Source organism: Photobacterium ganghwense, from assembly GCF_017329545.1.
GTDB lineage: Bacteria > Pseudomonadota > Gammaproteobacteria > Enterobacterales > Vibrionaceae > Photobacterium > Photobacterium ganghwense.
This window is the reverse complement of record NZ_CP071327.1, coordinates 42754-66702: the sequence shown is the minus strand read 5'-3', so window position 1 is coordinate 66702 and position 23949 is coordinate 42754. Positions and strand designations below refer to the sequence as shown.

Sequence of the window (23949 nt, the reverse complement as noted above, 5' to 3'; positions counted from 1 at the left end):
AAGTACGAGCATTACCTGGATTTCGAACTAACTTGGCAATATGAACGGGTTGAGTCGTTAAAGATGCAGTTATCAAAGTATCAGGATGTGAAAGGTCAAGTAACTTGGTCGGGTTTATTTGATGCTCCTGATGAGTCCGAACTTCCATCTAAATTGGCTGAAATAAGGAAAAAAGACGACGATGAAGCAAAGGCTCATACGGGTATGGCATGCTTAGCCTGCTCCTTATGATCTAACAAACCCTTGGTTGATTTTAATCAACCAAGGGTTTTATATCACCATCAAAGCTCGTCAATTAGATAGTCTGGTGGCTCTCCGCCATTCGGAATTATTCCACTGAACGATGTCCCTCAAGCAGACACCTTTACAATAGCAAAAGATGTGCATATGATGGATCAAGGTAGCTGGCCATCAAACAGCATTCTTCTATCCCATTTACAATCCCTTATTATACCTACCAGGACACGCTGGCAAGTCGATTGCCAAGTAAAGCTCAGTCTTATTGTCAGCTTGCCCTTAGGGTAACTATCGTTAGCTGAACATAATCAGCAATTTTCAATATTTATTAACCCACAAGGGACAACCTCCCGGTGGGGGCTGTCTCTTTAACGAAAGGAACAGCATTATGGGATTTATCAGTTTTATCGCTGACGGTGATACCAGTATAGCAAATGTGCGCTCAAGCCATCATTCCGGTCGTCCTGTCTACTTAGTTCAACCAAATGGCCAAGCCTCGATTTGTGAACCTTCATATAGTGGTTATGGGGTATTCGGGGGATGTGATGCATTTATGGTTCTGGCTAAAAATAATATGCCGAAATCAACACTTGCAATGTTCTCGGGGCAGGAAGAGGTTCTTCGAAATGTGGGTATTTCCCTCTTTCGTGGTCTCCGACTCTATGCGACTCCATGTGATGCTTATATTGGACCTAAGTATCACCTTATAGCTGCGGCGGCATTGGGTTATTTACCTGATGTTATTTTACTGCATGATGACACTGACCAGTTGACGGTCCAAAGGCAAGCCCCATGCGGTTTGATTGCTGCTGAAGGCCGGGACACAGTTAATTACAAAGGTACTGTTAATACACTAAATAAGTTTGTAGTTGATGGAATTTTCCATAAACTCATTCTGCCACAACTAAAGTGGCCATTGAAATTCAGCTTTAACGCTGAAGCATATTACGACGATTTACCTCCCACAGAAGAATGCCCATACCAAGGCTTTTTTTATACTACGGAGTCATTAGTACAGCCTGATATTAACAATCAGCTTGTTTGTTAGATTTTTATTAAACCAACGAAGCTACATGGACTCCCCCGGTTGTCAACAACAGCGTCAGGTGATGGAAGGTTTGGGACTGCCGCTCTACATTCGGTCTGTTTATTGGCTTTTGATGCCATGACCCTGATGACATTACGCGGTTGCGGTTCCTCATTCGTTAGAAGGCATCAAATGTGCCCGCCGCATTATCAGGTTTTCCCGCAAAAGGTCTGAACCTTACATCATCATTGGCTATTGCAATGACCCGGTGAAGCAAGTCACTCCGTTGACGAAAAACACTCAGTTTTTATATCAGTTGATATTCCGTATCGTTTCTTAACAGCGACCAGATAATTCGGGCATTTTTTGCCGCAAGAGCAACAATGGCCCGTTTAAAGCCCCGGCGCTCGACCAGATTTTTGCACCATAAACTGAGCCTATCAGTTTTATCGCCGAGGCTGGCGATCACAGCCCGTGCACCATGAACGAAGAGTGTCCGCAAATACCGGTCGCCTTTCTTGGTAATCCGCCCGAGCCTTGGCTTACCGCCGGTTGAATACTGGCTGGGAACCAGCCCAAGCCAGGCGGCAAAATCCCGGCCTTTATCGAACTGCTCACCTTTACCAATACTGGCGATGACGGCGGTGGCGGTGATTGGACCGATGCCTGCCACTTTCATGATTTTCTTCGCTTGGCGGCTCCGAGAAACCAACATATCGAAACACTGCTCCTGATCTGCAATCCGCTGATTCAGATGAAGTAAATGTTCAAAACAATCAGAAATGATCGCTCTAGCCAGATCCGGAAGTTGGTTTTCGGCATCTTCAAGAGCATCAGAGATTGCGCGTTGGAGAGCATGGCGACCTTTTGGCGCGATAATCCCGAATTCGGCCAGCATGGCCCGGATCTGATTCAGCAATGCCGTCCGTTCATGGACCCAATGATCACGTGCACGGTGCAGGAGCAAAATCGCCTGCTGCTCAGCCGACTTGATCCGGACGAAGCGCGTTGAAGGACGGGTGACAGCCACGCAAATCGCGACGGCGTCGTTGAGATCGTTTTTGGCACCCGTTCTGAAAGGCGCCACATATTTTGAAGCCATGATTTTTGGCGTATGGCCAAGCTTAGCCAGCTCTCGGGCCCAATAATGGGAGGCACCGCAGGCTTCCATCCCGATGATGGCCGGCGGGATATTGGCAAAAGTCGAGAGAACTTTCGAGCGTGATATTGTTTTGTGGGTCAGCACCTTGCCTTGGTGATCCTCACCGTGGATACTGAAACTATGTTTGGCTAAATCAATGCCATAGACAGATGGTGACATGGTGGCCTCCGGCGATTTCGTTATCAGACATACCAAGTGTGGCAAAGTCTGGTGAGGGGGAGTCCATGTCATTCGTTATTCCTGACGGTTTGCGTTTCTTCAATTAGGAGATACACCATGTTTGAAACATTATTTAATACAAGTACGTTTGATCTTACGAAGTCAATAATCCCAACCGAACTGAAAGTACTACCATTACCCAAAACAGATTCTGGAATAAACAACCAGATTGTTAGGGTGCCGAATACGTGGATTGATCGCAAAAAACTGGACCGCACGAAACTGTTTCGTCGTGAGCCTGTCATTGTGACCTACCAAAGTACCGGAGCATCAGTACTTCGCTACGTGATGGGAGTTGCTGACGGACAGATGCAAATCCGTATGGGCACTAATTCGATAGCATTGGATTACGATGCAATCGATAGTTTGGGATTGCCATTCTTCACTTCCGATCCAGCGAGGATAACCATACGTCGAGCTACGGAGTTTGAGAAGTACCGTTACTTCTGGAATCACCAGGATCTTGGTATTCAGTTATCTATTAGGCTGGGTCTCGCTGGTGCTGCACTTGGCGTGATGGGCTTTATCGCAGGTTTACTTTAATTTTTGTGAACTTACGAATGATGGTTGGAGGTTATCTTGTCTTCATAACGATACGATAAGGTGCTTCCAATAAATGTATGATTAAAAACAATAAAGGTGAGCCTCTGGCTCGCCTTTTTTATTTTCTATGTTTGAGGAAATACATTATGTCAATGATACCGGTTACACAGAATGATATTGAAAATGCGTACTCCCTACTTGATGCCGTTCGATTGATGTCACCTACCATCTCATAATGAGCAATACCAAGCTTCTCTAGAAAGGCAGCATCATATAGAAAACCTGTCACATATGCTGTCGTGACCATAATTGATAAGATGCTAACTACCACTTTAATCAAAATTTTTCTGCATACCAGGTAATGGTAATGAATGAAATTTGTTTGCTAGTTTCGTTATTTTCCCTTCTGAATCGACTTCTACTTCTTGGGCCAAAACTTCAGAGCCCACTGTTAAGTCATAAGAACCAATATCCGGTAAAGCATCATACACTTTAGCAGCTTCTGGCAATGGGCTCAGACTATAAATGGGTCCATCGGGGCTACCTACTAGTGTTATATACACTGGCTCCTTCTTCTTAACAACAACCTTCAAAATATACGGCATTTCGTATCCTTTCATTTTTTGCTTCAGTTATTCAATGGTATCAAGTGACTTAGTTGATTTCATCCGATAGCCATCACTATTCTTCATCACTGAAATGCAGCGCATCACAACTCAGTACGTCATACGGTTTATACATAAGATTTTTATCGTTTTTTCCGTTCTCATAATTTTCATTTTCCACAACTCTGACCCTTCTATTTTAATAAATTTAAAGTGTTACAGTGTCGCGCTCTATTGTAATGAATGGGGCTTAATGCCAATTACGAATCAATGTCATTTGAATGAGTTGAGTTAATTGTTCCACCAGCGGCCAAATTCGCTATTACTTGTAATAATATTGTGTAATAATTACATTATTACGCAATATTACACATCGAAGGCAGAGGCGAAAAAATGTCATTAGTGTCAGAAGAAAAAGTGTTTGAAACCTGCCATGCATTGGCAAAGGATGGTCAGTCCGTAACGGTAGTGGCTGTTCGCACCCTGCTGGGTGGTGGTAGCATGTCGTCCATTGCGCCTATAGTGAAAAAATGGAAGTCGTTACAAAAATCAAGCACGTTGCCTTCGTCAAATGTGGATATTCCCCCGATGCCGACGGAAGAACTGGCCACCTACCTTGCTCCATGGTGGAACCAGTTATGGCGCACCATCTATAACCAGGCCAATGAGCGCATTGCCGCTATAAAAGCAGAGGCTCAGTTAGAAAACGATGCCCTACTGCGTGAAAATGACCGGCTAAGAGAAGAAATGCGCCAGCATGAAGTCCTGATCGATGAACTGTCACTGGATCAGGAGAACAACCAACTTAAGTTGGCAGAGCTCAATTCTCAGGCAATTGAATTTGCTGATTTGCGTGGAAATCTGGAGCAAGAGCTTAATGCAGCGAAATCGTTGGTCAGTGAACTCCAGCATAAGGTTTCGCTATTGACGGAGAGAAATGCTGGTCAGGCCAACAACATTGACCTCCTGAATCGGCAAAGTGAACGACTGACCGCTGATTTGGAGAAGAAAGACGAAACCATTTCTCAGCTTGAAGCGCAGAAACACAACATGAACGACTTGATTGACCGGCTGAAAGTTCAGAACGCCAAATACGAGTCCGAATTGGCGATGGCCAATGAAATTAGATCGAACCAAGATGCCACTATCCAGGACATGCACTCTCAGCTGCAGCGTTCGGCGGCAAAATGCGGTGAGCTTGAATCCCTAGCTGCTGACCACAAACAACAGGTTGAAATCCACGAGCAAGCCTTGGCTCGGGCGGACAGTGATTTGGAGAACTTGGAGTCTGAACTAGAACATGCCCTTAATACATGTTCCAATGAGAAAGAACGGGCCTTAGAGTTGGCTGCCCAGGTTGATGAACTAAAACAATCAATCCGTATCCATGAGGCTACCGTCAGCTCTTATGGAAAACAGAACTCGTTACTGGAAAATCAAATTGTTCAACTCAATGAGCAAGTCCGCAGCCTAACCGCGGTTATCACCAACAACCAGCCCCCAATTGTTAAATGATTTAAGGTGATGTACCTCTATGGATAGCAATCAACACCATAGCCTCCAAATAGGTAGTTTTGGTAACGCTGGCAACCAGTTACGTCCTGAACAGTTGCAAGCGGTATTGTCGGATCCCCGCGTTCAGATGGAGCGAGCACTCATCGATGGACTTGTAGCCAAACACCTCGAAGAATTTGGCCGCACCACCGGTTTGCGCGAAACGTCTCGGGCTAGATTGGCTTCACTATGGGGACAGTTTGTCAGCTATTGTCTGCAGCATGGGAAGGATTCGCTACCGGCTGCTTACACCACGGTGTTGGATTATCTGCAGTGTCGTGCCGTTACACTGCACCGAAACACCTTGGCTGGTGATGTATGGGCAATCTCGACATTCCATAACGCTGCAGGTTTACCTAACCCCGCTACAGATTCAGCAGTAACAAACTTGTTGAAACGCATTGGCGATCAGAAAGCTGCAAATGAAGAATTCATTAAGCAGGCCACTCCGTTAAGGCGTCATCATCTGGAAACCATCATTAAACACTGGGGCGATTCAGAGAGTCTTATTCAATGTCGGGACGCGACATTGATTGCCGTTAGCTACTCAGGCTTATTACGTTCATCAGAAGTGCGTAACATAAAGCTATCCCATCTCGACGATTTGGTTTTGACTATACCGGTAACCAAAACCAATCACAGCGGGGTGCCGGATCGCACAAAGTTAACCCGATTTGCCGCCGACATGCTGGATGTATACATTGAGCGGGCTGGCCTGCGCCGGTTCGGTGATGGCTTCATTTTCACTGGTATATCTAATCAAAACCGGATACAGCGTACCCGCCGTAAAATGGCATCCTCTACCCTGGCCAATGTTTATAAACGAGCATACAGTCTGTGCTATCCCGATGGTAATGGATCCGAACCGGCATTCAGCACGCATAGTTGCCGTGTTGGTGGTGCCCAGGACTTGTGGAATAACAATGTGCAAATAGAGACAATCATGAAGCTTGGTCGCTGGCAAAAAGGCGAGATCGTGTATCGCTACTCACGTGGCCACGTTTCAAGTGATAACCCGTTTGATGAATTGATGTCATTTTAGTTGGTGATAATAAAGTAATGAAAAAATTAACAACAAAGAAAAAAAGATATGGAGTAGTTGGTTGGGGGGTGTACTTCGCTACGCTCCTTCTCGGTATTTTGAATTACGTACAAGTTGTACCTGTAGGATTGCTTTTTAGTTACATGATCATATTTTTATGGCTTGTTCATTACGAAATTGAACAGCTGGACAAGGGGCTATTGCTCCTATGTAATGGTGTGGTTTTTGTCTTGTTCACAAGCACCGTGGCAGGGCTTGAAGGTAGTAATGGAGCACTGTTTGCAGTACCTGAACAGACCAGAATTGCCTTAGTGGCTCTTGTGATGATGGCGGGTTCAACTTTCTTAGGCGCCGGCGGAAGTGTTATTGCTAATGTTGCGGCGGATCATTCTTCCGATAGAACCATAACAAAAAACGAAACTCAGTCATTAGTTAACGTAGAAGCGAAGCTAAAAGCTATCTATCGCTTGTTATGGGCAATTTTTATCCTCATCGCAGCTGCATCAATGGTACTCAGTATTTTGGTTATCTATTACTGATGTGGGCTCTCAGCCGGTAGTTATCCTATAAAAAGAAAGGCCAGTTGGCCTTTCTTCATTTTCGGATACCAAAGAAGACAAGCAAAAGATCAATGAGTTTGTCGCTTGCCGTAACCGTAGTGGGTTCTGACTCATTATCATATTGTTGAATCATTGGCTCAAACGCATCAGGTTCGATTAGCAGCCTAAAAACTGTTGGGTTATAGATTGATGTATCCTGCTCGCATTCGCAACGATGATACTCCACTAAATATCGCGAGATTGCAGCACTCACTCCAGGCCCGGTGTCGCCAAGCACATAGAACGTAGATACACCTTCGAATAGCTTGTCACTGATAAACGTTATCAATGTTTCAGCTTTTTCACGCGTGATGAAAGTGGCATGACGGTTACGAAAATCAGCCTTGAATGATTTAACCGTGTCCTCACTGTAAGTCCCGTCAGTAATTGTAACATCCAGCAGGTTTTTCCATTCGGGGCCACCATCTGGCCCCCCCGGGGGCTTAACACGTATTAGTGCAGCACGGGGAGGCAGTTCAATTCCAAGGTCGTCCGCGGTTTCCAGGATAATGACTTTCCGTTCAGTCATAAAGATCCCCTAATTACAATTTCCTTACCAGCCGCACAAAGCGATATTGGTCGGCGACAGTGAGAAATTCAGAACCATTTTTAAAGTTAATGATCCGCCCATTGATCCCTGCGTTCACCTTGTTATCCGGGGTATTTGACCAAAAAACAGCTGATGGTGTGTCCGGAAAAGACGCTAAGTCTATCGCTGGGTCATAACAGCTGTACTCTACGATTGTGCTGAGTTCTTTGATATTAGGTAAGCGCCAGTCATCTTTCCCCGCGAATTCAGACTGTTCTTGAGCAGCTGCAAGAGCATCTTTCCAAGTCGTAAAAGATGTTGGTGATCCTTGGCATTTATTTAAGGCTGGGTCAAAGCTTTGCCCTACAGAACATATTTGCCATTGCAGGCCATACTTCACACCGGTAATTGTACCATCGGTATTCAGGACGAATTGCTCAGGGGTTGTCGTGGGAGTAATAGCGTCATTACAAGTTTGTGCCATGGATAGCGACAAAGGCGCAAAACATGCAACTAGCCCGATCAAGACATTCTGGTACTTCATAATTTCTCTCCCCGCACAAGACGTAACGAATTAGGTAGCGATTTATTGCACTGCTTCAGTTCCCCAGTTGCCCCCTCCATGCACCACACTGCACCTTGCGCATCTGCTACAGGCGTGCTGGTCATGTACATGGTTGGCTGGTCGTTAGGGAAAAATTCTGTGGCAGATAAATCTTGATCTATCTGATAATTGAATTTTGAACGTAGCTCAGTCACCGTCGGTAAACGCCAATCGTCATAACCGCACAGATTTAGCTTATTTGCCACCATGACATACGTTTCGGTATTACAGAATCTGGATGAGTTGATATATCCAGGGAGATCTTTGTTTTGAAACGCACAGTGTTCTGAAATCGGGTATGCGGTGTTTACAAATGAAAGCCCCTGAGCTCCGCGGCTACCACCATTTTCTTTGTCATTCGAGGAATACCAGTAGTATTGATAATTTGCCCCTCGCCAGTTAGCGTTCTCTGCTTCAAATGGGTAATAGTCATCCCTCACAGATTCCGTTATCAGATTTTTCAGAGCATCCCGATCTAATTGAGGAAGTGGCATGGCAGGGCCTTTCTTTTCCCAAACAAGACCTGTAACGTTGTCCCTGATACACTCGAAGTTTGTGGCATTATCAGGTAGGCCATTTCCACTTTCATCCAGTTTAGTGCGGCTAAAGCCTGCATGGCCATCATGATGTTCGGTCGCACTGACATCACGGCCATAAAGTGCATCCTGGCCAGGGAACTCTGACAGAGCGACATTATAGAACTGGTTACCATCATAGTGGGTGGTCATGCCCGTATCATTGAGGGTAATGTCACCTGGTATGGTCAAGTTGAACTTCTTGTATTGACCAAATTCAGTCAAAGTACCTTGCTGAAGAGAGACTAGGATATTTTCGCCACCTTCTGGAACAAGTGATGGCAAAATGTCTAAGTCAATCGTTGCAACTGTTGTCGATGGGGAAAAAGCCAGGGGCGCAGTTGTCAGTAGTTTGTAGTCAACATCTTTGGTTGCCAACCCCCCTATGGTAAATGGGACTTCAAGGGGAACTTGCGATGGATGCGAAAGGGCTACAGCAATCGAATATGCACCAGAGCCATCTTTTACTGAGGCGAAATCGGAAGAGAACGTAACACTCGGTTTTTTGGTGCGATCCGCAATAGTCACCACCGACTCAATGTACCCACTTTTCAATATCATGTTTTTCGGGTCTGTCAGCGTGATCTTAAAGGTCTGATCTCCTTCGTAGATGTTGTCTGCTAGCACCACAATTGGAACTTCAACACTTGCTGTATCTACAGGAATTTTTATGTCTGTATGAGCAACAGTGTAGTCTTCACCGAATTTCGCCGTTTCATCTGAAATCGTCAATCTGATGCTCGACTCTTGAGTAGTCCGGGGGCTAATCTTGAGACGGAGCGTGTACTCTTTTTCACTGGAGGAGGGTTCAGCAAATGATGCAGTACGTGGAATTTCAATTTTTGGTGTTTCTTTAGATCCCGTTGACCCAGAACCACTGTTACCTGAGCCACTGCTATCATCACCTCCACCTCCGCCACAACCAGCTAAAGAGAGAGAAACAGCTACTGCAATTAACGTTTTTTTCATGATGTATGCACTCCATTTCACATGTTGCCAAATTGTATTTAGCTTTACTTTGTATGGAGTGCCTGTATTTCCCCAATTTGGGCAACATCAATTAATTGCAATGTTTTGCTTGTGATTCGTGCGGCAGATCATAGTAATAAATGTTGGCAATCTTCACATTTCCATAATTCACAAACAGGGCATCAGCCCGAAAAAATTGGCAATGAATTCTGTATTCTTAGTCTAGTTCATTCTGAATAAACGCATTCAGGATTGCCGGTGTCGCTGCTATCAATGTTTTCATCCATAATTACCTGTCACTTCCTTGTTAATTAGTAAACTATCAATTTCAGCCATATGCGCAAGGGGTATACCTGCCCAATATGCCCAATATGCCCAATATGCCCAATATGATTAATTTAAAATTAGTCAATATGACAAGCTCCTACTTTCTGGCAAAAAAAACCAGCCGGTAGGCTGGTTTTTTCATCATATCTGTATCAGTTAGATCACCAATGTTACGCAGCAAGTAAAATCTCACGTAGATGTCGCGGGAACCCATATACCCCTTGAGTTGTCAGGATATCATTCCAATCAACGCCTTTTTTGCGGGGTGGTATCGCTACTTTTGGCACACAAATAATAACTCGGATACCAACTGCCTCAAGCCTTTCTTTCAAAATTTCAGCAGCATCTTCTCCTGTTCGAGATTTATCTAAGTCAGCCCAAATAATGACAGTATGTACGCCTGACGGCGGTACAAACGATGCCATAAGATTTGCGTTAACCGTAGACCAACATGGTATATCTGGGTAAACCCTAAATACAGACAATGCCGTCTCCAAACCTTCGGCCAGTCCCAATACTCCATTCGTGGGGCTACCAAGGCGAACAGATCCACCAGTTACGGATTTGTCCATTGGCACAGGCATCATTTTTTTTGCATTTTCGACTTTCAGTTTCTTTCCATTTTTGGTTAGGTAAGTACGATGCAATGTGATCAGTTCTCCTTTCTGGTCACGGATAGCACATACAATTGCAGGGTACTTGCCCTTACACACAAAGTTGCCATTTTCATCTTCATCGTAGTATTCCAACTCAGGATGAAATCTCAGTGAGTCTGTTTTTCTAACCTCAGATGTCTTAAAAACTAACCCCCGGTTTACGAAATATTTCCGCAATGAGTCTGTCAGTGACCACTGATCAAAAGGTACGCAACGTCGCCACAGTTCCTGCATTTTGGCCGTCTGATGACGGTCATTTTCTATGCGTTTCTGCTGGCGTGCAGCCATTCGCTCCTGTCGCTCAATCAACTTTTGTCTTCTGTCACTGATTTCCGGTTTCCCGAGAGATTTACCACCATCAGTACCTTCAGTCGGTAATGGCTTAGGTTTGCCTACAGCAGTACCTTCGGTCGGTATTGGCTTAGGTTTGCCACCAGCATCACTTTCATAAGATGACAGTTTTGGTGCTCCCTGTTTATCCCCAGCCAGTTCAGCAGTCCATGGTACAAACGCAAATGCGCCATGCTTTTTAGACACGCCAGTTTGTTTTGGGAAGCGTTTTAGAAGCACAACGTTGCCAACGCTGAATCCTTCTAATGTCTTAACAAAACTTTGGGACCAAAAAGTCCGCTCACCCTTGCGATTTGTTACTTTCACAAAGCGGCATTGATCATTACCAGCTTTGTTTTTGAACGGTGCATCTCCAATCTCAAGGATTTCTCCCTTGTAAACGAAATCAGGGTCTCCAAAATCTTGTTTCGGTTCGTGTGGTAGCTCTACTTCAAGCAGATCACCGACCTCATCAAGAGCTTCACTGTAACTCCATTTCTCAGCTTCCATTAACAGGGCAATACCGTTTGCCCAACTACCACATGTACATATTGCTCTACCAGTTTCGTGGCTATCGTTAAAAAGTCTGAAATCCTTTTTCCCGCCATGAAATGGGCAATCAACATGCTTAGGTGCCGCATCAATAGCGTCACCTAAAACCGAAGATAACGAATCGAGCACTTCTAACCAACGTCCGTTTGCCGCTTTGAATACATCGTCAGAATTATATTTAGACATACCAATCTCCTATTTGCTAACGGGCTTACCAATGCCCGTCGGGACATTGGTAAGCCCCTGTGGGTTAAAATTTGATTAACAAGTTAAAATTGCTGATTGTTTTGTGGAGGCCAGCTACCTCACACAGTGCTCTACGAGCAAAGACTTTTCTAAATCACTCTGAAAATGATTTAGAAAAGCCGCTGCTAGCGACTTTATTACAATGGCATCACTTAGAACTCTGAGGTGCCAATAAACTCACCGTCATCAGTAAACGTTGACCATGTATCACTAGGTACTACCGTGCTATAGATGCCCCCATCTGACCGTTCTAACTCATGAGCAGGCCCAGACCATACCGGCATTTTTCCCACTGGCATTTGGTCATCAAGATAGTCATCGTAGATATGCAGTATGGTGTCCTTAGGAACAGGTCTAAATACCTTCAAAGGGTCAGCAACATCGGTTGATTCGGAAAAAACCACTTTCTTGCTATTATCTCCATCAACACGCCAAGCTACATTTTTCATGTAATCAACGTCTTCCGGTGAACCAACTCTCTGAGCTAAAACATCATTCGTCTGCTTGTCTATTAATTGGATATATCCTTTCATAATGCATTTCCTTCCGTTAAATCAGTATCAAGACAGATGACCAGCTTAAAAAAGTGTTGATTGCTGCCCCATTGGGGTATACATGTGCACGTTCTCACCAGTCACCCGGTCATGTTTCTTCACAACCGTTTTCTTGCTTGTCGATTCGATTTCCAGAACAGAATCCACACCCAACCAATCCACTTGGTCTAGTGACTCCAGTTCCTTTCTACGCAAATCGGCTAATAGCTCATTATGAGTTTGATTATCGATACTGTTTTCAAGTAAATACTCATTAACTGTCATCAATTTATCTTCACCAGTCAGAACATTCTCAGTGATTGGTTTTTTTCGTCGTATCTGTCGATAGATGTAATCATGCCGTTTAGCGATAGCTTCATACATCGTGTAGTCGGCCTTACGCGGTCTAAGGTAGCCCCGGTGAATGATGATCCTAGCCATTTCAGAAGTATCAATTTTATGCAGGTTATAATAGTTCTCCCGAACAAGCGTGAGATAATCAAACCCTGCCCCATCTTGAACTTCTAGTTCTTTGGAATATGCGACTTTCAGCGGTCTGCCATCTTCCATTGGATGGAAAAGCCCTACAACATCTTCAGCCTCGGATACATCGAACCACCGGTGTTCAGGTATCGGCACCCTTGGTGCTTCAGGTACTCTAGGCATGTGGTATCGAATGCCAAGTTCATGTACATCTATCCAGTCCTTTGCAGCTGGTGCTGCCTCATCAAAATCACGGCATAACGACCACTGGAATTCGATCCCGATTAGGTCTGGCCAGCTAATGAACTGAAACATAGGTTGAGTTAACAAGTAATTCTGCGGTGTTTGAGGAATCTTACCTGAGTAATATGCTTCCTCGTGCCGTGCGGCCCGCTCTTGCTCAATTGCATCGAGTGTCAATAAATATCGGTACAACTCCCTCTTTGTGTGTCCGTTGAAATAATCTGGGGTGACTTTCATATGATTTGCATTTGAAATATGGCGACCTCGATAATCCCGACGGCTCATATCAAATCGGTATGCAATAAGAAGGTTCCGGAATTGCAATAACCCTTCCATGTAGCCGTACGATTCAGGGTCTTCCTTAATCATGGAACTTAATGATTTATCCGTGTCAGAACCACTGGCGCAGCACCAGGCACATCCAAACCTTGAACCGCACGACGTACGGTTACCCTTGTCGCCGATAATAAGGCCACAGGTTCCTTCGTTAGCCGAACGGTACAATTCCATTAGTTCGTCCATGTTCTTCACGTATGTGTCGAATAATGGTGGACGTTTCTCCGATTCACGACATGCAACCAGCAACCCCCACACATCGTCGATAGTCCAGTTAGAGATCGGTGCATATGTTCGCAAGTTATCAACTATGGATATTGTTACTTCATCCATTTGAAACCGGTTCATGTTTGTTGATCTTGCGTTACTCTCGCTCACCCTCGATCCAACCAAAGCAATTATTTTTCCAGACGTTTGCTGTTCGAACTGCTTCAAGATTTTTTGACTCGGATTGATTTTCTCATCGACAGCACAGTCCCGGCTCATACCGACATAGCGAGGCAGCTTCCCCCTTCCAAGAGTGGTCCAAGTGAACCTTCCGCTGATAGGTGGCTGCACTTCAATGACGTCAAGTGGCAGTCTATTCTTGGCGACAAATACCTGTAAGTTAGCCACGGCACCAAGTACGTACTGCGACATTTGCGGCATCTCTCTCCTGGTATCTACAGTAAGTAAAAAACATTGCGGTACATGTTCTCCGTCCTCAACCATCTCTTTTATTGCCTGTAGCAATAAGATAAGAACACATGTTGAATCTTTGCCGAATGAACAAGAGCAGGACAGGCTAAAACCAGACCGGAGTAAGTTTTTAAGTCTACTGATAACGAGGTATGATTTATCTTTCATGTAGGTGCTCCTTAGCATTAAGGGCACCATCCCCGCCGGGATTGATGCCCGGATGGGTTAAAATAAAAATGCTGTATATTTTAGGAGTCCAGCTTTCTCCATTATGCTCGAGAGAGCTTTTCAGCATGCCAATGTAGACATTACCATTCTGAAAAGCTGCCTTCCTTAGCAGCTAAAATTTCAATGCGTTACTTTTCAGCTTTGATTAACGAAGGAATTTCAAAGCACCGATTCTTAAAATCTGTTTCATTCGAACTGAACCGTAAACCCACTGCCGTGCCAGCCAAATTGGCAATCACTTCCGCAAAGCTAAAAGTGCTGGAACTCCATCCAAAAGCGATCACACTATTACCTTTACCTGGTTCCAGCAAGGCTTCGTACTCACTATTGTTTATTTCAATTAGGAACGGCGCGGTTGATGGAAGTTCAATATCCTCAGCGTCTCGGTCGAACTCAATACACTGAAATCCAAGTTTTACAGCATTTAGCAATATTGCTTTCGTGCCTTCCGTCAAATTAGCAAGGTGATGATCTGATTGCATGACTTCTTCCTGCTCTGCAACCAATTTGACAAAATAACAGGTGTCTCGGCAAGCAACCATTGATAGCTCTTCTTCGCTGTAGCGATTTAGAATTTCAATGTCACTCTTTGACAAAACACCTGTTGATAAAGCACAAGTCATATAGCATTCCATTTTTTATCCTCAGCAAAATCACCTTGGGGCCTGCTGGCCAACAAAGTGGGGTAATTAATAGAAAAAGTGAGAAGAGCATAACGATGTTATGCTCTAGTACTCAAAGTGGATCATTTACGTATGTAACGGTGAGCGTTTGCTTTCAGCACTAATGCGCTGACAGGACAAACGAAGATCATGCTGCTGTCTTGATCGAAATGTCGGGAATACCAACAATTGCACCAAGCTGTCGATTGTGGGGAATCATGCTGAGATAGCCATGATTTAAGCGTGAATCTAGAATGATTAGCAATGACAAGAACACCCATAGAGCATTAACGAGTCAATAAAAATGCTGTAATTTGTCAGACCAGCTATCTGTAATAACCCCATATTGGAGCAATTGCATAGAATATAGCTACCTTAGAGTCCCAATGTCAACGACCATAGGATCCCACTGCTAATCTTCGGGGTAACAATTTATCTCAAACAAAGCCTGTTCGGACCCAGGCAACCGCCGAATATCACGTTGCAATATTCGTCCGGAACCTTGTTGAAGGAGATGACACACTAGAACACCGCGGAGCCAAACTTGAGTTGAACTCCATTCATCAAGCGTACCGGTGGCCACGTACTTATAACCATCTTTTACCGCTGCAACCATAGCTTCATTAAATGTAGCATGGCAGAAATGGTAAACCGGACCATACGCTTTGTAGTAGTTCAGCCTTACTTGTTGTCTGCCTGATGGATCTGGCAAAATTACAGCAAGTCCAGTACCTTCAGCGTTCAAAAGTTCAGGCCACTCTCCGGCACTTTCCCTTAGTTCATTGATGGTAAGGTCTAGCCAATTCGCGTAATAAGCTTCACCAAGTTCTAATGCTTCTTCGATCGCAAAGGGGGATTTGACACCCTTCGATGCAATCCACTTTTCAAACGTTGCCAGATCACCGATTTTGCGAATGTTATAACCCAGCAACTTTTCTTCAAACAGCTCGGCTGTCGTAAGTTCATCTTTCATTTTTGGTCCTCAGCATAATGACCCCTAGCCCGGCAGGATTAAAGATCGTGTTTATTTATTGACGAATTCGAAGGATATTTCCTGAACTAAAGCTCGACGAATACCCGCGAAAGTGTGGTCTTCTTTATTCCAAATAACATCATCAGCCGAAGCGGAAGCGAGCCTACTTTCTTGCTCTGTGTTTCTATCAAATAGCGTTAAAAGCAAATCGCCATAGTGATGATTACCATCAAGCATGCAGGTATAGGTGCGTGCATCTAGAAAGTCGCTTTCCATATTTTGATCTTTCGTTATGGCCTCAAGAACCCATTCATAGTTTTGAGTTTTGAAAGACCAAAGCACCTCATCTGTTACTCGATTATTGAGTATGCTGTACCCGAAATGTGTTAGCTGACGGGACACATATTTGATGTCCTCTCTTAGCCAATGAATAAATTCATCTTGAACTTTTTCGAGTACATTTATGTTTGCAGCGGTGTTCAGATTTATTTCATCCTCTTGAATTCTAGCGATGTCCCATCCTGACTTTAAATACATGGTGTTTTCATGGAAATAACGGTGGCTATTCGCTTCAATTGATAAATGGTTATCTCCCCATTGTTGAATTAACGAATACAACTCGGAAAAGATTCGCCGATAGCGAGGGGCCTTCACTTCCTGTACAAATCCTGTACCTAAAGTCGCCTTCATTTCTTGGATAAAACGCTCAATAATCTCTGGTGATATATCAAGCATACCAATGAAACGACAGCCGTCACCCTGGGTATAATTAAACGAGTATTCCACTTGAAACTCGCCTTTATAGCCAAACTCACACAATTTCGTACTCAAAAATGAAGTTAAATCTATCATAATAATCTCCATAAAATCAGCAGACTCACCCTCGGGGGCTAGCTACGTTATAAATCGATCGTAATACCCTTGGATCGGGCACAACATATAATGACCTCACCTTCAGCGCAGGCCGCTATTGGTTCAGTAAGATATTCAGCTTTGCCGTTTACAATGACTGCACGGCAAGCTCCGCAAAATCCAGCACGACATTGAGCATGGGTTGTTACACCCTGTGCTTCGAGCTGTTCAAGCATAAGTAACGTTGATTCATTAAGAACATAGGTCACCATAGGAACGCTCCAGGCAAAAGACCGGCCGCTCAAACGAGCAAGCTCAGCAGTTACTATTTACAGCCAATGGCTAATTGGTTTGATCAAACACATTAGGTTCATGGGTAGGCGGCTCTCTTGAGAAAGAGATAACCACTTGATGGGGGGTATGTTGCCTCCAAGGACATGAAGGCGTCTTCCACCAAGAAGGTGCTCTGGTGGGTTAGAATTTTAAAAATGCTGTTAGGAGCCAGCTACTCTATGAAGCGCTCAAGATATGAGTTCTGTGTCGGTTTTCCGGGCTGTATAAATTCAAGCTGGATATGGTGTGCTTCAGCCCATTCTGCGAGTACAGTAGAAATAAACTCAGGACCATTGTCCATACGAAGTTTTTTGGGGTAACCCCGCCAGGCGACCACTCGTTCCAATACACGAATAACTCGTTTTGCCGGTAAGTTGAGGTCAATTTCAATCGCTAATGCTTCACGATTAAAGTCATCAAGGAGATTGAATGTCCTGAAGCATCGGCCGCAGAGCAGGCTATCGCTCATAAAATCCATAGACCAACAGTCATTGGCTGTTGTAGGAACCGCTAACGGTTCTGGACAGCGTGTTGGCAAACGTTTCTTGCCTCGCCGCCGTTTGTTCAAACTCAGCTCGCAATATAGCCGATAAACACGCTTGTGATTCCAGTTGTGTCCCCAACGACGCAGGATTTTGAACAGCTTGTTGAAGCCATAAGCGGGGTATTGTTCAACGGCTTCCTGCAGCGTCAGGATAACGTGATCATCCCTATGGGTATCCGGTTGATACCGATAGATAGACTGAGTCACTGATGCCAACGGCGCGACAGGCTACGCGAAGGCTTGCCCCATGCTCCTTTCGGGCATAATTGACAAGCTCTCGCCTGATCGCTGGCTTCACAGCTTTTTTTCAATGATGTCTTTCAGAATACGATGTTCAAGGCTGTCACGTGCGTTGAAGTAGAGCCACTGAAAAAGTCAGTTGCCGTTCTTCTGACAAGATCCCCTCAACACTCCAATAAATTTCGTCAAACGGAATATAAATCATGGAAGATGCGTTGATAGAGTTCTGTTGATGAACTCAATCCACGCCATTTGCTAGTCATCATTTCAGTTTTAATACCCATCATTCGCCCTTTTCAATCAGATAAGTGAATGGTGGATTTTCCACCTGCTGATCCACCAGCCTATGGGCCATATGACGACAAAAACTGGGAATATCTCGTGTTGTGCTCGGGTCATCAGCAAGTATTTCAAGCCTATCCCCGACTTCCATATGGCGAATAGTCCTACGTATTTCCATTAGAGGCTCCGGACATAACAATCCTAGTAAATCAATTTGTTTCGTTTTCATCTTCTTTCTCCAGTAAACCGGCACTCTCCCAACAGGAAGTCATGCCATAAACAAAATCGTACCAACTTTGAAAGCTGGGCGGACGTAGTAAATTTCGAGAATTGCGAATATCAGTACTGTGCACAACACGCCAAAACGTACATGAAAGCCAGCCAACATGGCTGCAAACCACAGTAAGTTGATTACCATCGCATATTGAATGTTCAAGGAAGTTATAGTGAGCAGCGCCACTATCATCATGCGGCCAATCGTGAAACAAACTCCACACACAACAAAGAGCCGGAGCACATTAGATGGATAACCACCACCTTAAAACCAGGATTCTTAAACTTTACAAGCATGATTACCTCCTAAGCTTTCCCTCCAGTGATTTGGTACCAGGATTACTTGATGGTTGATCAAGTCCCGAGACCGTCTTACTTCTTCTACAGCTGACTTGCACTGCTTTGGCGTACTGCCGAAGGGCAAGTACAGAGTTACAAAAGCACCGTCGGCAAAAATCTCATCATGGAATGGATAGCCAGCTAGTGTCTCATTGTGCCGAAGACACCAACGTACATTTTCAAACGCTTTACCCATTTCATTTTGATGTACTGGTCGAACATTAATAATCATTTGAGCTTCCTCCTGTGTAGTTGTGGGCTTTTTCCGCCCCAACAGGACAGAGAAAGCCCAGTGGCAAAATACTGATTTATTAGACTGCTCAGCTGGCAGTATCGGCGCGAACGCTTTTTAATCAGCTCCGGTAGAAGCTCATTAAAAAGCGCCCGAAGGCGCTTTCTTAAATGGTTTACAGTTCATGGTACATTTCAGGACACAAAAGCTTGAAGCCCTGTAGTTCACTGGCATTTTTCAATGCATCTACATGTCGTCCACTTTCATCGTGGACCACTTCAAAAAGTACCACCGCTGCGTTATCAATAGTCAATACATATCCATTACTCAGACCAGTGTCATCTAGATCCGGCATCGCAAAGAAAGAATCAATCAAAAATTGATTTTTCTCCGCAACGGTAAGTCCTTGGGCCCCACATTTCAGAAATACGTGGTTAACCAACCTTGTGGTACCGTTTTGCCAATGTACTTTGCAATGGAGATAATATTGTTTCATAGTAACTTCCTTTCTGTTTCGCCGGACCCCGCAGGACTTGACGAAGACTTAGTTAATTTCCAGTCCGTTTTCAATAGCAAAGATTTCCCAAAGCTTGGAAACAACACTTAGTTGAATACGGCCAAAACCGAGCTTATATGGGCTATGACTGCGAATCTCTGTAACCTGAAAGTTATGAGGTTCAGCGTCAACCAAATTAGCGACGACGGAAAGCTGATTAGCCGACAAGGTCACATCACAATCTTCTTGTGCCCGGATCAACTCGACACTGAAAAGCTGATTTCTTTTCGATGTTTTTTCAACCAAGATCCGTATTTTGTTGTCATTCAGTTCAACACTTACGTTATCACTGCGGCAACCTGCTAGCTCGCTCGTAAAAGCTTTCCATGCATCATTCAACTTATTCTGCATAGCAACGGCTTCTGCGTGCTTACGTTTGAGTTCGGTCGCTGCAGGCACCAGCAGTTTCCACACATTGTTAGCGATAGCTTTAGGACCACGCTTTACTGAATACGTAAGAGAATTTGGCGCATTTAACTCTCGGCCGTCTGGCATTGATAATGGCGCACACGTTACCCGAACTCTCTCGGCATCCTCAGTGAATTTTGGGTAATTCCATTTCGACATACCAACGCCATGGATTTCAAGACTAAAGTCCTTTCCTTCAAGAATATGACTCTTATCTTTTTCAACCAGGACAGCAGATAGTTCATTCGCAAGTTCGTTCAACATAGTCGTTTCCTCATGTTATAAGACCGCTCCCCCTACAAGGAAAGCGGTCATCATTTACTCGGAGATTCGTTCAGCTACATTTAGCATCTGGTAATCTCCACCGACCAAAATCTTAATGAATACGTCGACGCACCTTGCCACCAGACTGTAATTCATTAATGATTTGCTGCTGGCAATCAATTATGTAATCAACGCTCTGCCGGTAAGATTCAAACTGGGGATGGTCATTAATAGCCATTTTTTCCAGTTCCTGGACCCGTTGTTGCAACAGGTGAATTTTTTCTGCTTGCAGTTCAACAATTGACTTATTCATTGTTACCTCCACTGTTTATAAGCGAAAAGTACCGCCTAGGGCATATTGAGTATCCATCAAGCTAGGGACCGTTTCTTGTAGCGGTTGGCGATAGCACAACACAGTACCGGTACTTGCATCCCATATTTCAATTTCACGTACAGGAGATGTGTAGATCTCACGTAATTCACTCGTGTATGTGGTCACAAAATATTCTCGGCCCTGCTTTGGCAGATACACCTTCATCATTCCTTTCTCGTAATCGAAGAAAAGATCATTAGCCGCGATACTGTTGTAGCTATCGCATAAGGTCGCTTCACTGGTACCAGGCAACATAGAAGTAAGAATGAAGATAACGATCATTAGTTGGTGTTTCATGGTGGTCTCCTATACCAAAAGGCGTTATCACCCGCGGGTGGTTGCGCCGTTAAAAAAAGATTTAATTAAATGTCATCACAGCCCATTGGGCAGCAGTTTTCAGGGAAGCTGTGAATACAAAAGCCATCAATCTGCTCCTGTTCACAATCATCTTGATAACCATATTTCTCGGCCAACATAATTACTTGGCTTTGAATGTCCATTGGCAAATGATCAATCAACTCATGAATAGATTTCCGGTAGCGCTGTACAAATAACTCGTAGTTCAGGCCACACTGCTTGCCACAATCTGCCGCAATCATTTTGCAACGTTCGGTAAAGTTATGGTCTGGCAGAACACCGTACTCCTGGGCATAGTTTATGAGTGATTCCATACTCCAGAAAACATCATTGATAACGATGCCAATACACCGGTCAGCACTGCCTGATGATTGCAGTAATAGGTATGTCAAAGTGGTGGTGCTTGTTAGAAATGAAACCAAAAAGTCATCTGTACAAGTTGGCATCGATATAGCGTTTGGTAATTCTACAACCGCTGACGCCTTTAGGGCCTCAGGGTAAGAAGTAAAACCGGCAGGGAAGGTTACACAATTCATAGGTTGCTCCTGTTTGATGGGGGCAACCCATGCGGGGTTGTCCCCCGAGGGTAGAAAATACTGATTATTTTTAGTAGCCAGTTACTACTTTCATGCTCTATGAGCAAAAATTTTTAGCTCACAAACCGTCAGCTAAATACTCTCATTTCGATAGCAGCTCTTAGTTAGTAAACATCAAACCCAACCAATATGCAACAAGTCGTCTATTTTAATCCACCAGCCATGATGGCTGGTGGATCGATTAAAAACGCTCGTTTAGTTGATTGGCACATTGCTCCAATTCATGATGAATCTTCGGTGCAAGATGAAGTTCAGCAAGACCATCACGGAAAAACTCAATTTCAAAGTTTCCCCTGTCTATGTAGGCAACCGGTCTTTTACCACAGCGATTGAGATGGTTCTTGAACCTACTCATAAACAAGTCAATGCCGTGAACATATTCATGTAAATAACATAGCGGGCGAACAAAAGTGACACAACCGATTGTGAAACCATCAGCGCTGAAGGTAACAACGTTGGTCAATATCACTGTTGTATGTAACTCGTATTTCTTTTTACTATATGAGTATGCCAAATAGCGAAGTAGCTTCTCTGTATTTTCGTTCATTTGCCTCTCCTTTGGGGGAAACCTCCCCCATCAGGAGAGGTTCCCCTGTGGGTCTATTACCGGGATGCTTTCATCACACCGGTACGCAATATGGCCGGATTGAGGCCGACCGCATAACAGCAAGTTACAAAACTAAAGGGTAGAACCTGCTCTGATCGTACCCAACGAAGTATTGCCGTTTTGTTTTGCTGGCTTACTTTGCTGTTGGCTAGATGAGCTAGTGCATTTAGCAGTATCTTGCTTCTTAACTTGATGACATCATTGTCAGACCATGTATTCCGTTCAAAGTCATGATTTAGTTGCATTAGATTATCCATAAGGGCACCACTCGTAGTCGGCGGGCCCTCCCTTGCGGGGAAGTGCCCGCAAGGCGATAGTCATATAAATTCAGCTTGTATTTGAATTATTCATGTCTCTCCTAATGACCTCACTCCCCTTCCGGGGGCATTCGATCAGGTTAAAAAAATAACTCTCTGAAGTTGTATCCTTTCTGTAAATTGGAAAATAGCTTTCCACATTGTTCAACGCTACCGTTATTAACGCCAGTTCTTCACCTTCGGTGGAGTAATCAAACCGGCTACCGAGAATGAACTTCATTCCCAAAACCAATTCCCAAAAAAATAGCTTTTCCTTGGTACTAAGGTTGACTAGCGTTGGCACCATTATCTCAGTTTGAGACAATGATCCTGGCTTATTTTCCACAAAAAGCCCGACGTCTCGGTCACTGAAAAACAACTTGATCCATCCGTCACTATCTATACTGGCAATTTCATGTGTTTGACTGATTCGGTTTCCATTATAGTCATAGACAGAAACACCTTGTCCCATATAGTGGGTAGCCTTATCTTGAAAATAATCTACCAACGTCCCCCATATATCGGGTTCAACAGATTCATGGTAGTAATAAAACATTATCGTTACTCCTTCGTTTTTTTGGTTTCATCTCTCAAAATGAATCCACCGCAATTTTGCTCGACAAACAACTCGTTCATTTTTAGTTGTTCACGGACAAAATCTTCCCAAAATTCATTCTCTGGCTTAATAACAGTTTTAATCGCGTTTATCACTTCATCGGCTGACATAGGTTTAGTGACCGACAACAATACAAAGTTGATTGCATTAATCCAAACTGCATTCTCCTGTGCCAAACCACGGCGATAAACAATGTTTGTCATTTCAAGAGCTGCACGTGATTCCGTCCGGCGAAAAACCAGCAATTTTTCGTGTTCGATCCGAATGACCTTTCCACGGTATTTTTTGCTGCCACTCAAACAGTTATGTTGAATCTTTATGATTTCATCAACTAACACGCCTGGTGCTACCCGTTCAACAAGTGAAGATAAATTGAAGTAAGTACCATCACGGCGAAGGTTCCCCATAAGGATGCCGTAATGACCTCCAACAGCCGTCGCCTCATGAATATTGAGTAATGACAACTGCAATGCGTTGCAAAAATCTTCCAACTTCATCCGGCTTAGATCATACGGATGTGCTTCGTTACCCCATTGGTTCCCGCTGTAGTTGATCATGTCCCAATAAGGCGGATGCCAGAAGATTGAATCGGCTTTCTCACCTAAAAATTCACTCAGACTATCTCGTATAAGATTGAAACCGTCTCTTAAATCCGAGCCTTTGAATCTAACCCCTAAAGCAGTAGCTACATCACGTGTCGTCCCACCACCAATGCTGGGATCAGCAAACAATGACTTTTTGGATGGATGGTAGCTTTCAAGGAAGACCCGGATAAGATGCCCGGAACAGTTACCACGATACTTATTATCCCCAAACTCTCCCCGCACAGGGTAAGAAACAACAGAATTTCCAAATGCCATAAAATATTC

At 44.1% G+C, this 23949-nt stretch carries 27 protein-coding genes and 1 pseudogene; 5 read left to right on the top strand and 23 right to left on the bottom strand.

The window, feature by feature from the left end; genetic code table 11:
* The first annotated feature begins 625 nt into the window (after positions 1–625).
* Complete coding sequence (locus FH974_RS25490; RefSeq protein ID WP_207104418.1) at positions 626–1285, top strand: hypothetical protein; 660 nt, start codon at positions 626–628, stop codon at positions 1283–1285.
* 286 nt (positions 1286–1571) lie between these two features.
* Here FH974_RS25490 and FH974_RS25485 read toward each other — a convergent pair whose 3' ends face one another.
* The gene (locus FH974_RS25485) at positions 1572–2585 is read right to left on the bottom strand and encodes an IS110 family RNA-guided transposase (RefSeq protein ID WP_207104417.1); all 1014 of its coding nucleotides are present in this window, start codon (positions 2583–2585) and stop codon (positions 1572–1574) included.
* 117 nt (positions 2586–2702) lie between these two features.
* Here FH974_RS25485 and FH974_RS25480 point away from each other — a divergent pair, with 117 nt between their 5' ends.
* On the top strand, positions 2703–3188 hold the full coding sequence (locus FH974_RS25480; RefSeq protein WP_242551994.1) for a hypothetical protein: 486 nt from the start codon (positions 2703–2705) through the stop codon (positions 3186–3188).
* A gap of 332 nt (positions 3189–3520) precedes the next feature.
* On the opposite strand, the gene FH974_RS25475 is transcribed toward FH974_RS25480, so the two are convergent.
* Complete coding sequence (locus FH974_RS25475; RefSeq protein ID WP_207104416.1) at positions 3521–3793, bottom strand: hypothetical protein; 273 nt, start codon at positions 3791–3793, stop codon at positions 3521–3523.
* A 393-nt stretch (positions 3794–4186) separates the two neighbouring features.
* Between FH974_RS25475 and FH974_RS25470 the strand changes: the two genes are divergently transcribed.
* Genes FH974_RS25470 through FH974_RS25460 form a run of 3 tightly spaced genes read left to right on the top strand, consistent with a single transcriptional unit; the run spans position 4187 to position 6928 of the window.
* On the top strand, positions 4187–5308 hold the full coding sequence (locus FH974_RS25470) for a DNA-binding protein (RefSeq protein WP_207104415.1): 1122 nt from the start codon (positions 4187–4189) through the stop codon (positions 5306–5308).
* 19 nt (positions 5309–5327) lie between these two features.
* Positions 5328–6389: a tyrosine-type recombinase/integrase gene (locus FH974_RS25465; protein WP_207104414.1), complete on the top strand. Its 1062-nt coding sequence runs from the start codon at positions 5328–5330 to the stop codon at positions 6387–6389.
* Positions 6390–6406: 17 nt separating this feature from the next.
* Positions 6407–6928, top strand: coding sequence for a hypothetical protein (locus FH974_RS25460; RefSeq protein WP_207104413.1), 522 nt, complete (start codon positions 6407–6409; stop codon positions 6926–6928).
* Between the two features lie 55 nt (positions 6929–6983).
* Here the strand turns inward: FH974_RS25460 and FH974_RS25455 are convergent, their stop codons facing one another.
* The 21 genes and pseudogenes from FH974_RS25455 to FH974_RS25355 all read right to left on the bottom strand — a co-directional run bounded on the left by FH974_RS25455 (position 6984) and on the right by FH974_RS25355 (position 23940).
* The gene (locus tag FH974_RS25455; protein WP_207104412.1) at positions 6984–7517 is read right to left on the bottom strand and encodes a hypothetical protein; all 534 of its coding nucleotides are present in this window, start codon (positions 7515–7517) and stop codon (positions 6984–6986) included.
* A gap of 13 nt (positions 7518–7530) precedes the next feature.
* Positions 7531–8061 carry an Lcl C-terminal domain-containing protein gene (locus FH974_RS25450; protein ID WP_207104411.1) on the bottom strand — a complete coding sequence of 177 codons (531 nt, stop codon included), beginning with the start codon at positions 8059–8061 and terminating at the stop codon, positions 7531–7533.
* Complete coding sequence (locus FH974_RS25445; protein ID WP_207104410.1) at positions 8058–9665, bottom strand: Lcl domain-containing protein; 1608 nt, start codon at positions 9663–9665, stop codon at positions 8058–8060. Before FH974_RS25445 ends, FH974_RS25450 begins: the two co-directional genes overlap by 4 nt.
* 497 nt (positions 9666–10162) lie before the next feature.
* Entirely contained in the window at positions 10163–11716 is a 1554-nt protein-coding gene (locus FH974_RS25440) for a DUF7146 domain-containing protein (RefSeq protein WP_207104409.1), read from the bottom strand.
* 212 nt (positions 11717–11928) lie between these two features.
* Positions 11929–12309 (bottom strand): hypothetical protein, encoded by a 381-nt coding sequence (locus FH974_RS25435; protein WP_207104408.1) that lies wholly within the window; start codon positions 12307–12309, stop codon positions 11929–11931.
* A gap of 45 nt (positions 12310–12354) precedes the next feature.
* Complete coding sequence (locus tag FH974_RS25430) at positions 12355–14217, bottom strand: phosphoadenosine phosphosulfate reductase domain-containing protein (RefSeq protein WP_207104407.1); 1863 nt, start codon at positions 14215–14217, stop codon at positions 12355–12357.
* Between the two features lie 188 nt (positions 14218–14405).
* Positions 14406–14912, bottom strand: coding sequence for a DUF5983 family protein (locus FH974_RS25425; RefSeq protein WP_207104406.1), 507 nt, complete (start codon positions 14910–14912; stop codon positions 14406–14408).
* 439 nt (positions 14913–15351) lie between these two features.
* Positions 15352–15912 carry a hypothetical protein gene (locus tag FH974_RS25420; RefSeq protein ID WP_207104405.1) on the bottom strand — a complete coding sequence of 187 codons (561 nt, stop codon included), beginning with the start codon at positions 15910–15912 and terminating at the stop codon, positions 15352–15354.
* A 51-nt stretch (positions 15913–15963) separates the two neighbouring features.
* Positions 15964–16764, bottom strand: a complete 801-nt coding sequence (locus FH974_RS25415) for a hypothetical protein (protein ID WP_207104404.1) — start codon at positions 16762–16764, stop codon at positions 15964–15966.
* Positions 16765–16811: 47 nt separating this feature from the next.
* Positions 16812–17036, bottom strand: a complete 225-nt coding sequence (locus tag FH974_RS25410; protein WP_207104403.1) for a 2Fe-2S iron-sulfur cluster-binding protein — start codon at positions 17034–17036, stop codon at positions 16812–16814.
* Between the two features lie 242 nt (positions 17037–17278).
* Positions 17279–17983, bottom strand: a pseudogene (locus FH974_RS25405) (IS3 family transposase); the annotation flags it as partial.
* A 181-nt stretch (positions 17984–18164) separates the two neighbouring features.
* Positions 18165–18392, bottom strand: coding sequence for a sulfurtransferase TusA (tusA, locus tag FH974_RS25400; RefSeq protein ID WP_207104402.1), 228 nt, complete (start codon positions 18390–18392; stop codon positions 18165–18167).
* A gap of 324 nt (positions 18393–18716) precedes the next feature.
* A complete protein-coding gene (locus FH974_RS25395) occupies positions 18717–19007 on the bottom strand; it encodes a hypothetical protein (protein ID WP_207104401.1) in 291 nt (96 codons plus the stop codon).
* A gap of 175 nt (positions 19008–19182) precedes the next feature.
* Complete coding sequence (locus FH974_RS25390) at positions 19183–19503, bottom strand: hypothetical protein (RefSeq protein ID WP_207104400.1); 321 nt, start codon at positions 19501–19503, stop codon at positions 19183–19185.
* A 48-nt stretch (positions 19504–19551) separates the two neighbouring features.
* The gene (locus FH974_RS25385; RefSeq protein ID WP_207104399.1) at positions 19552–20235 is read right to left on the bottom strand and encodes a hypothetical protein; all 684 of its coding nucleotides are present in this window, start codon (positions 20233–20235) and stop codon (positions 19552–19554) included.
* Positions 20236–20347: 112 nt separating this feature from the next.
* Positions 20348–20548: a hypothetical protein gene (locus tag FH974_RS25380; RefSeq protein ID WP_207104398.1), complete on the bottom strand. Its 201-nt coding sequence runs from the start codon at positions 20546–20548 to the stop codon at positions 20348–20350.
* 15 nt (positions 20549–20563) lie between these two features.
* Positions 20564–20905 (bottom strand): hypothetical protein, encoded by a 342-nt coding sequence (locus FH974_RS25375; RefSeq protein WP_207104397.1) that lies wholly within the window; start codon positions 20903–20905, stop codon positions 20564–20566.
* Positions 20906–20970: 65 nt separating this feature from the next.
* Positions 20971–21501, bottom strand: a complete 531-nt coding sequence (locus FH974_RS25370) for a hypothetical protein (RefSeq protein WP_207104396.1) — start codon at positions 21499–21501, stop codon at positions 20971–20973.
* Positions 21502–21742: 241 nt separating this feature from the next.
* On the bottom strand, positions 21743–22108 hold the full coding sequence (locus tag FH974_RS25365) for a hypothetical protein (protein WP_207104395.1): 366 nt from the start codon (positions 22106–22108) through the stop codon (positions 21743–21745).
* Positions 22109–22495: 387 nt separating this feature from the next.
* Positions 22496–23020 (bottom strand): hypothetical protein, encoded by a 525-nt coding sequence (locus FH974_RS25360; protein ID WP_207104394.1) that lies wholly within the window; start codon positions 23018–23020, stop codon positions 22496–22498.
* Positions 23021–23025: 5 nt separating this feature from the next.
* Entirely contained in the window at positions 23026–23940 is a 915-nt protein-coding gene (locus FH974_RS25355; protein ID WP_207104393.1) for a DNA adenine modification methylase, read from the bottom strand.
* Positions 23941–23949: the final 9 nt, after the last annotated feature.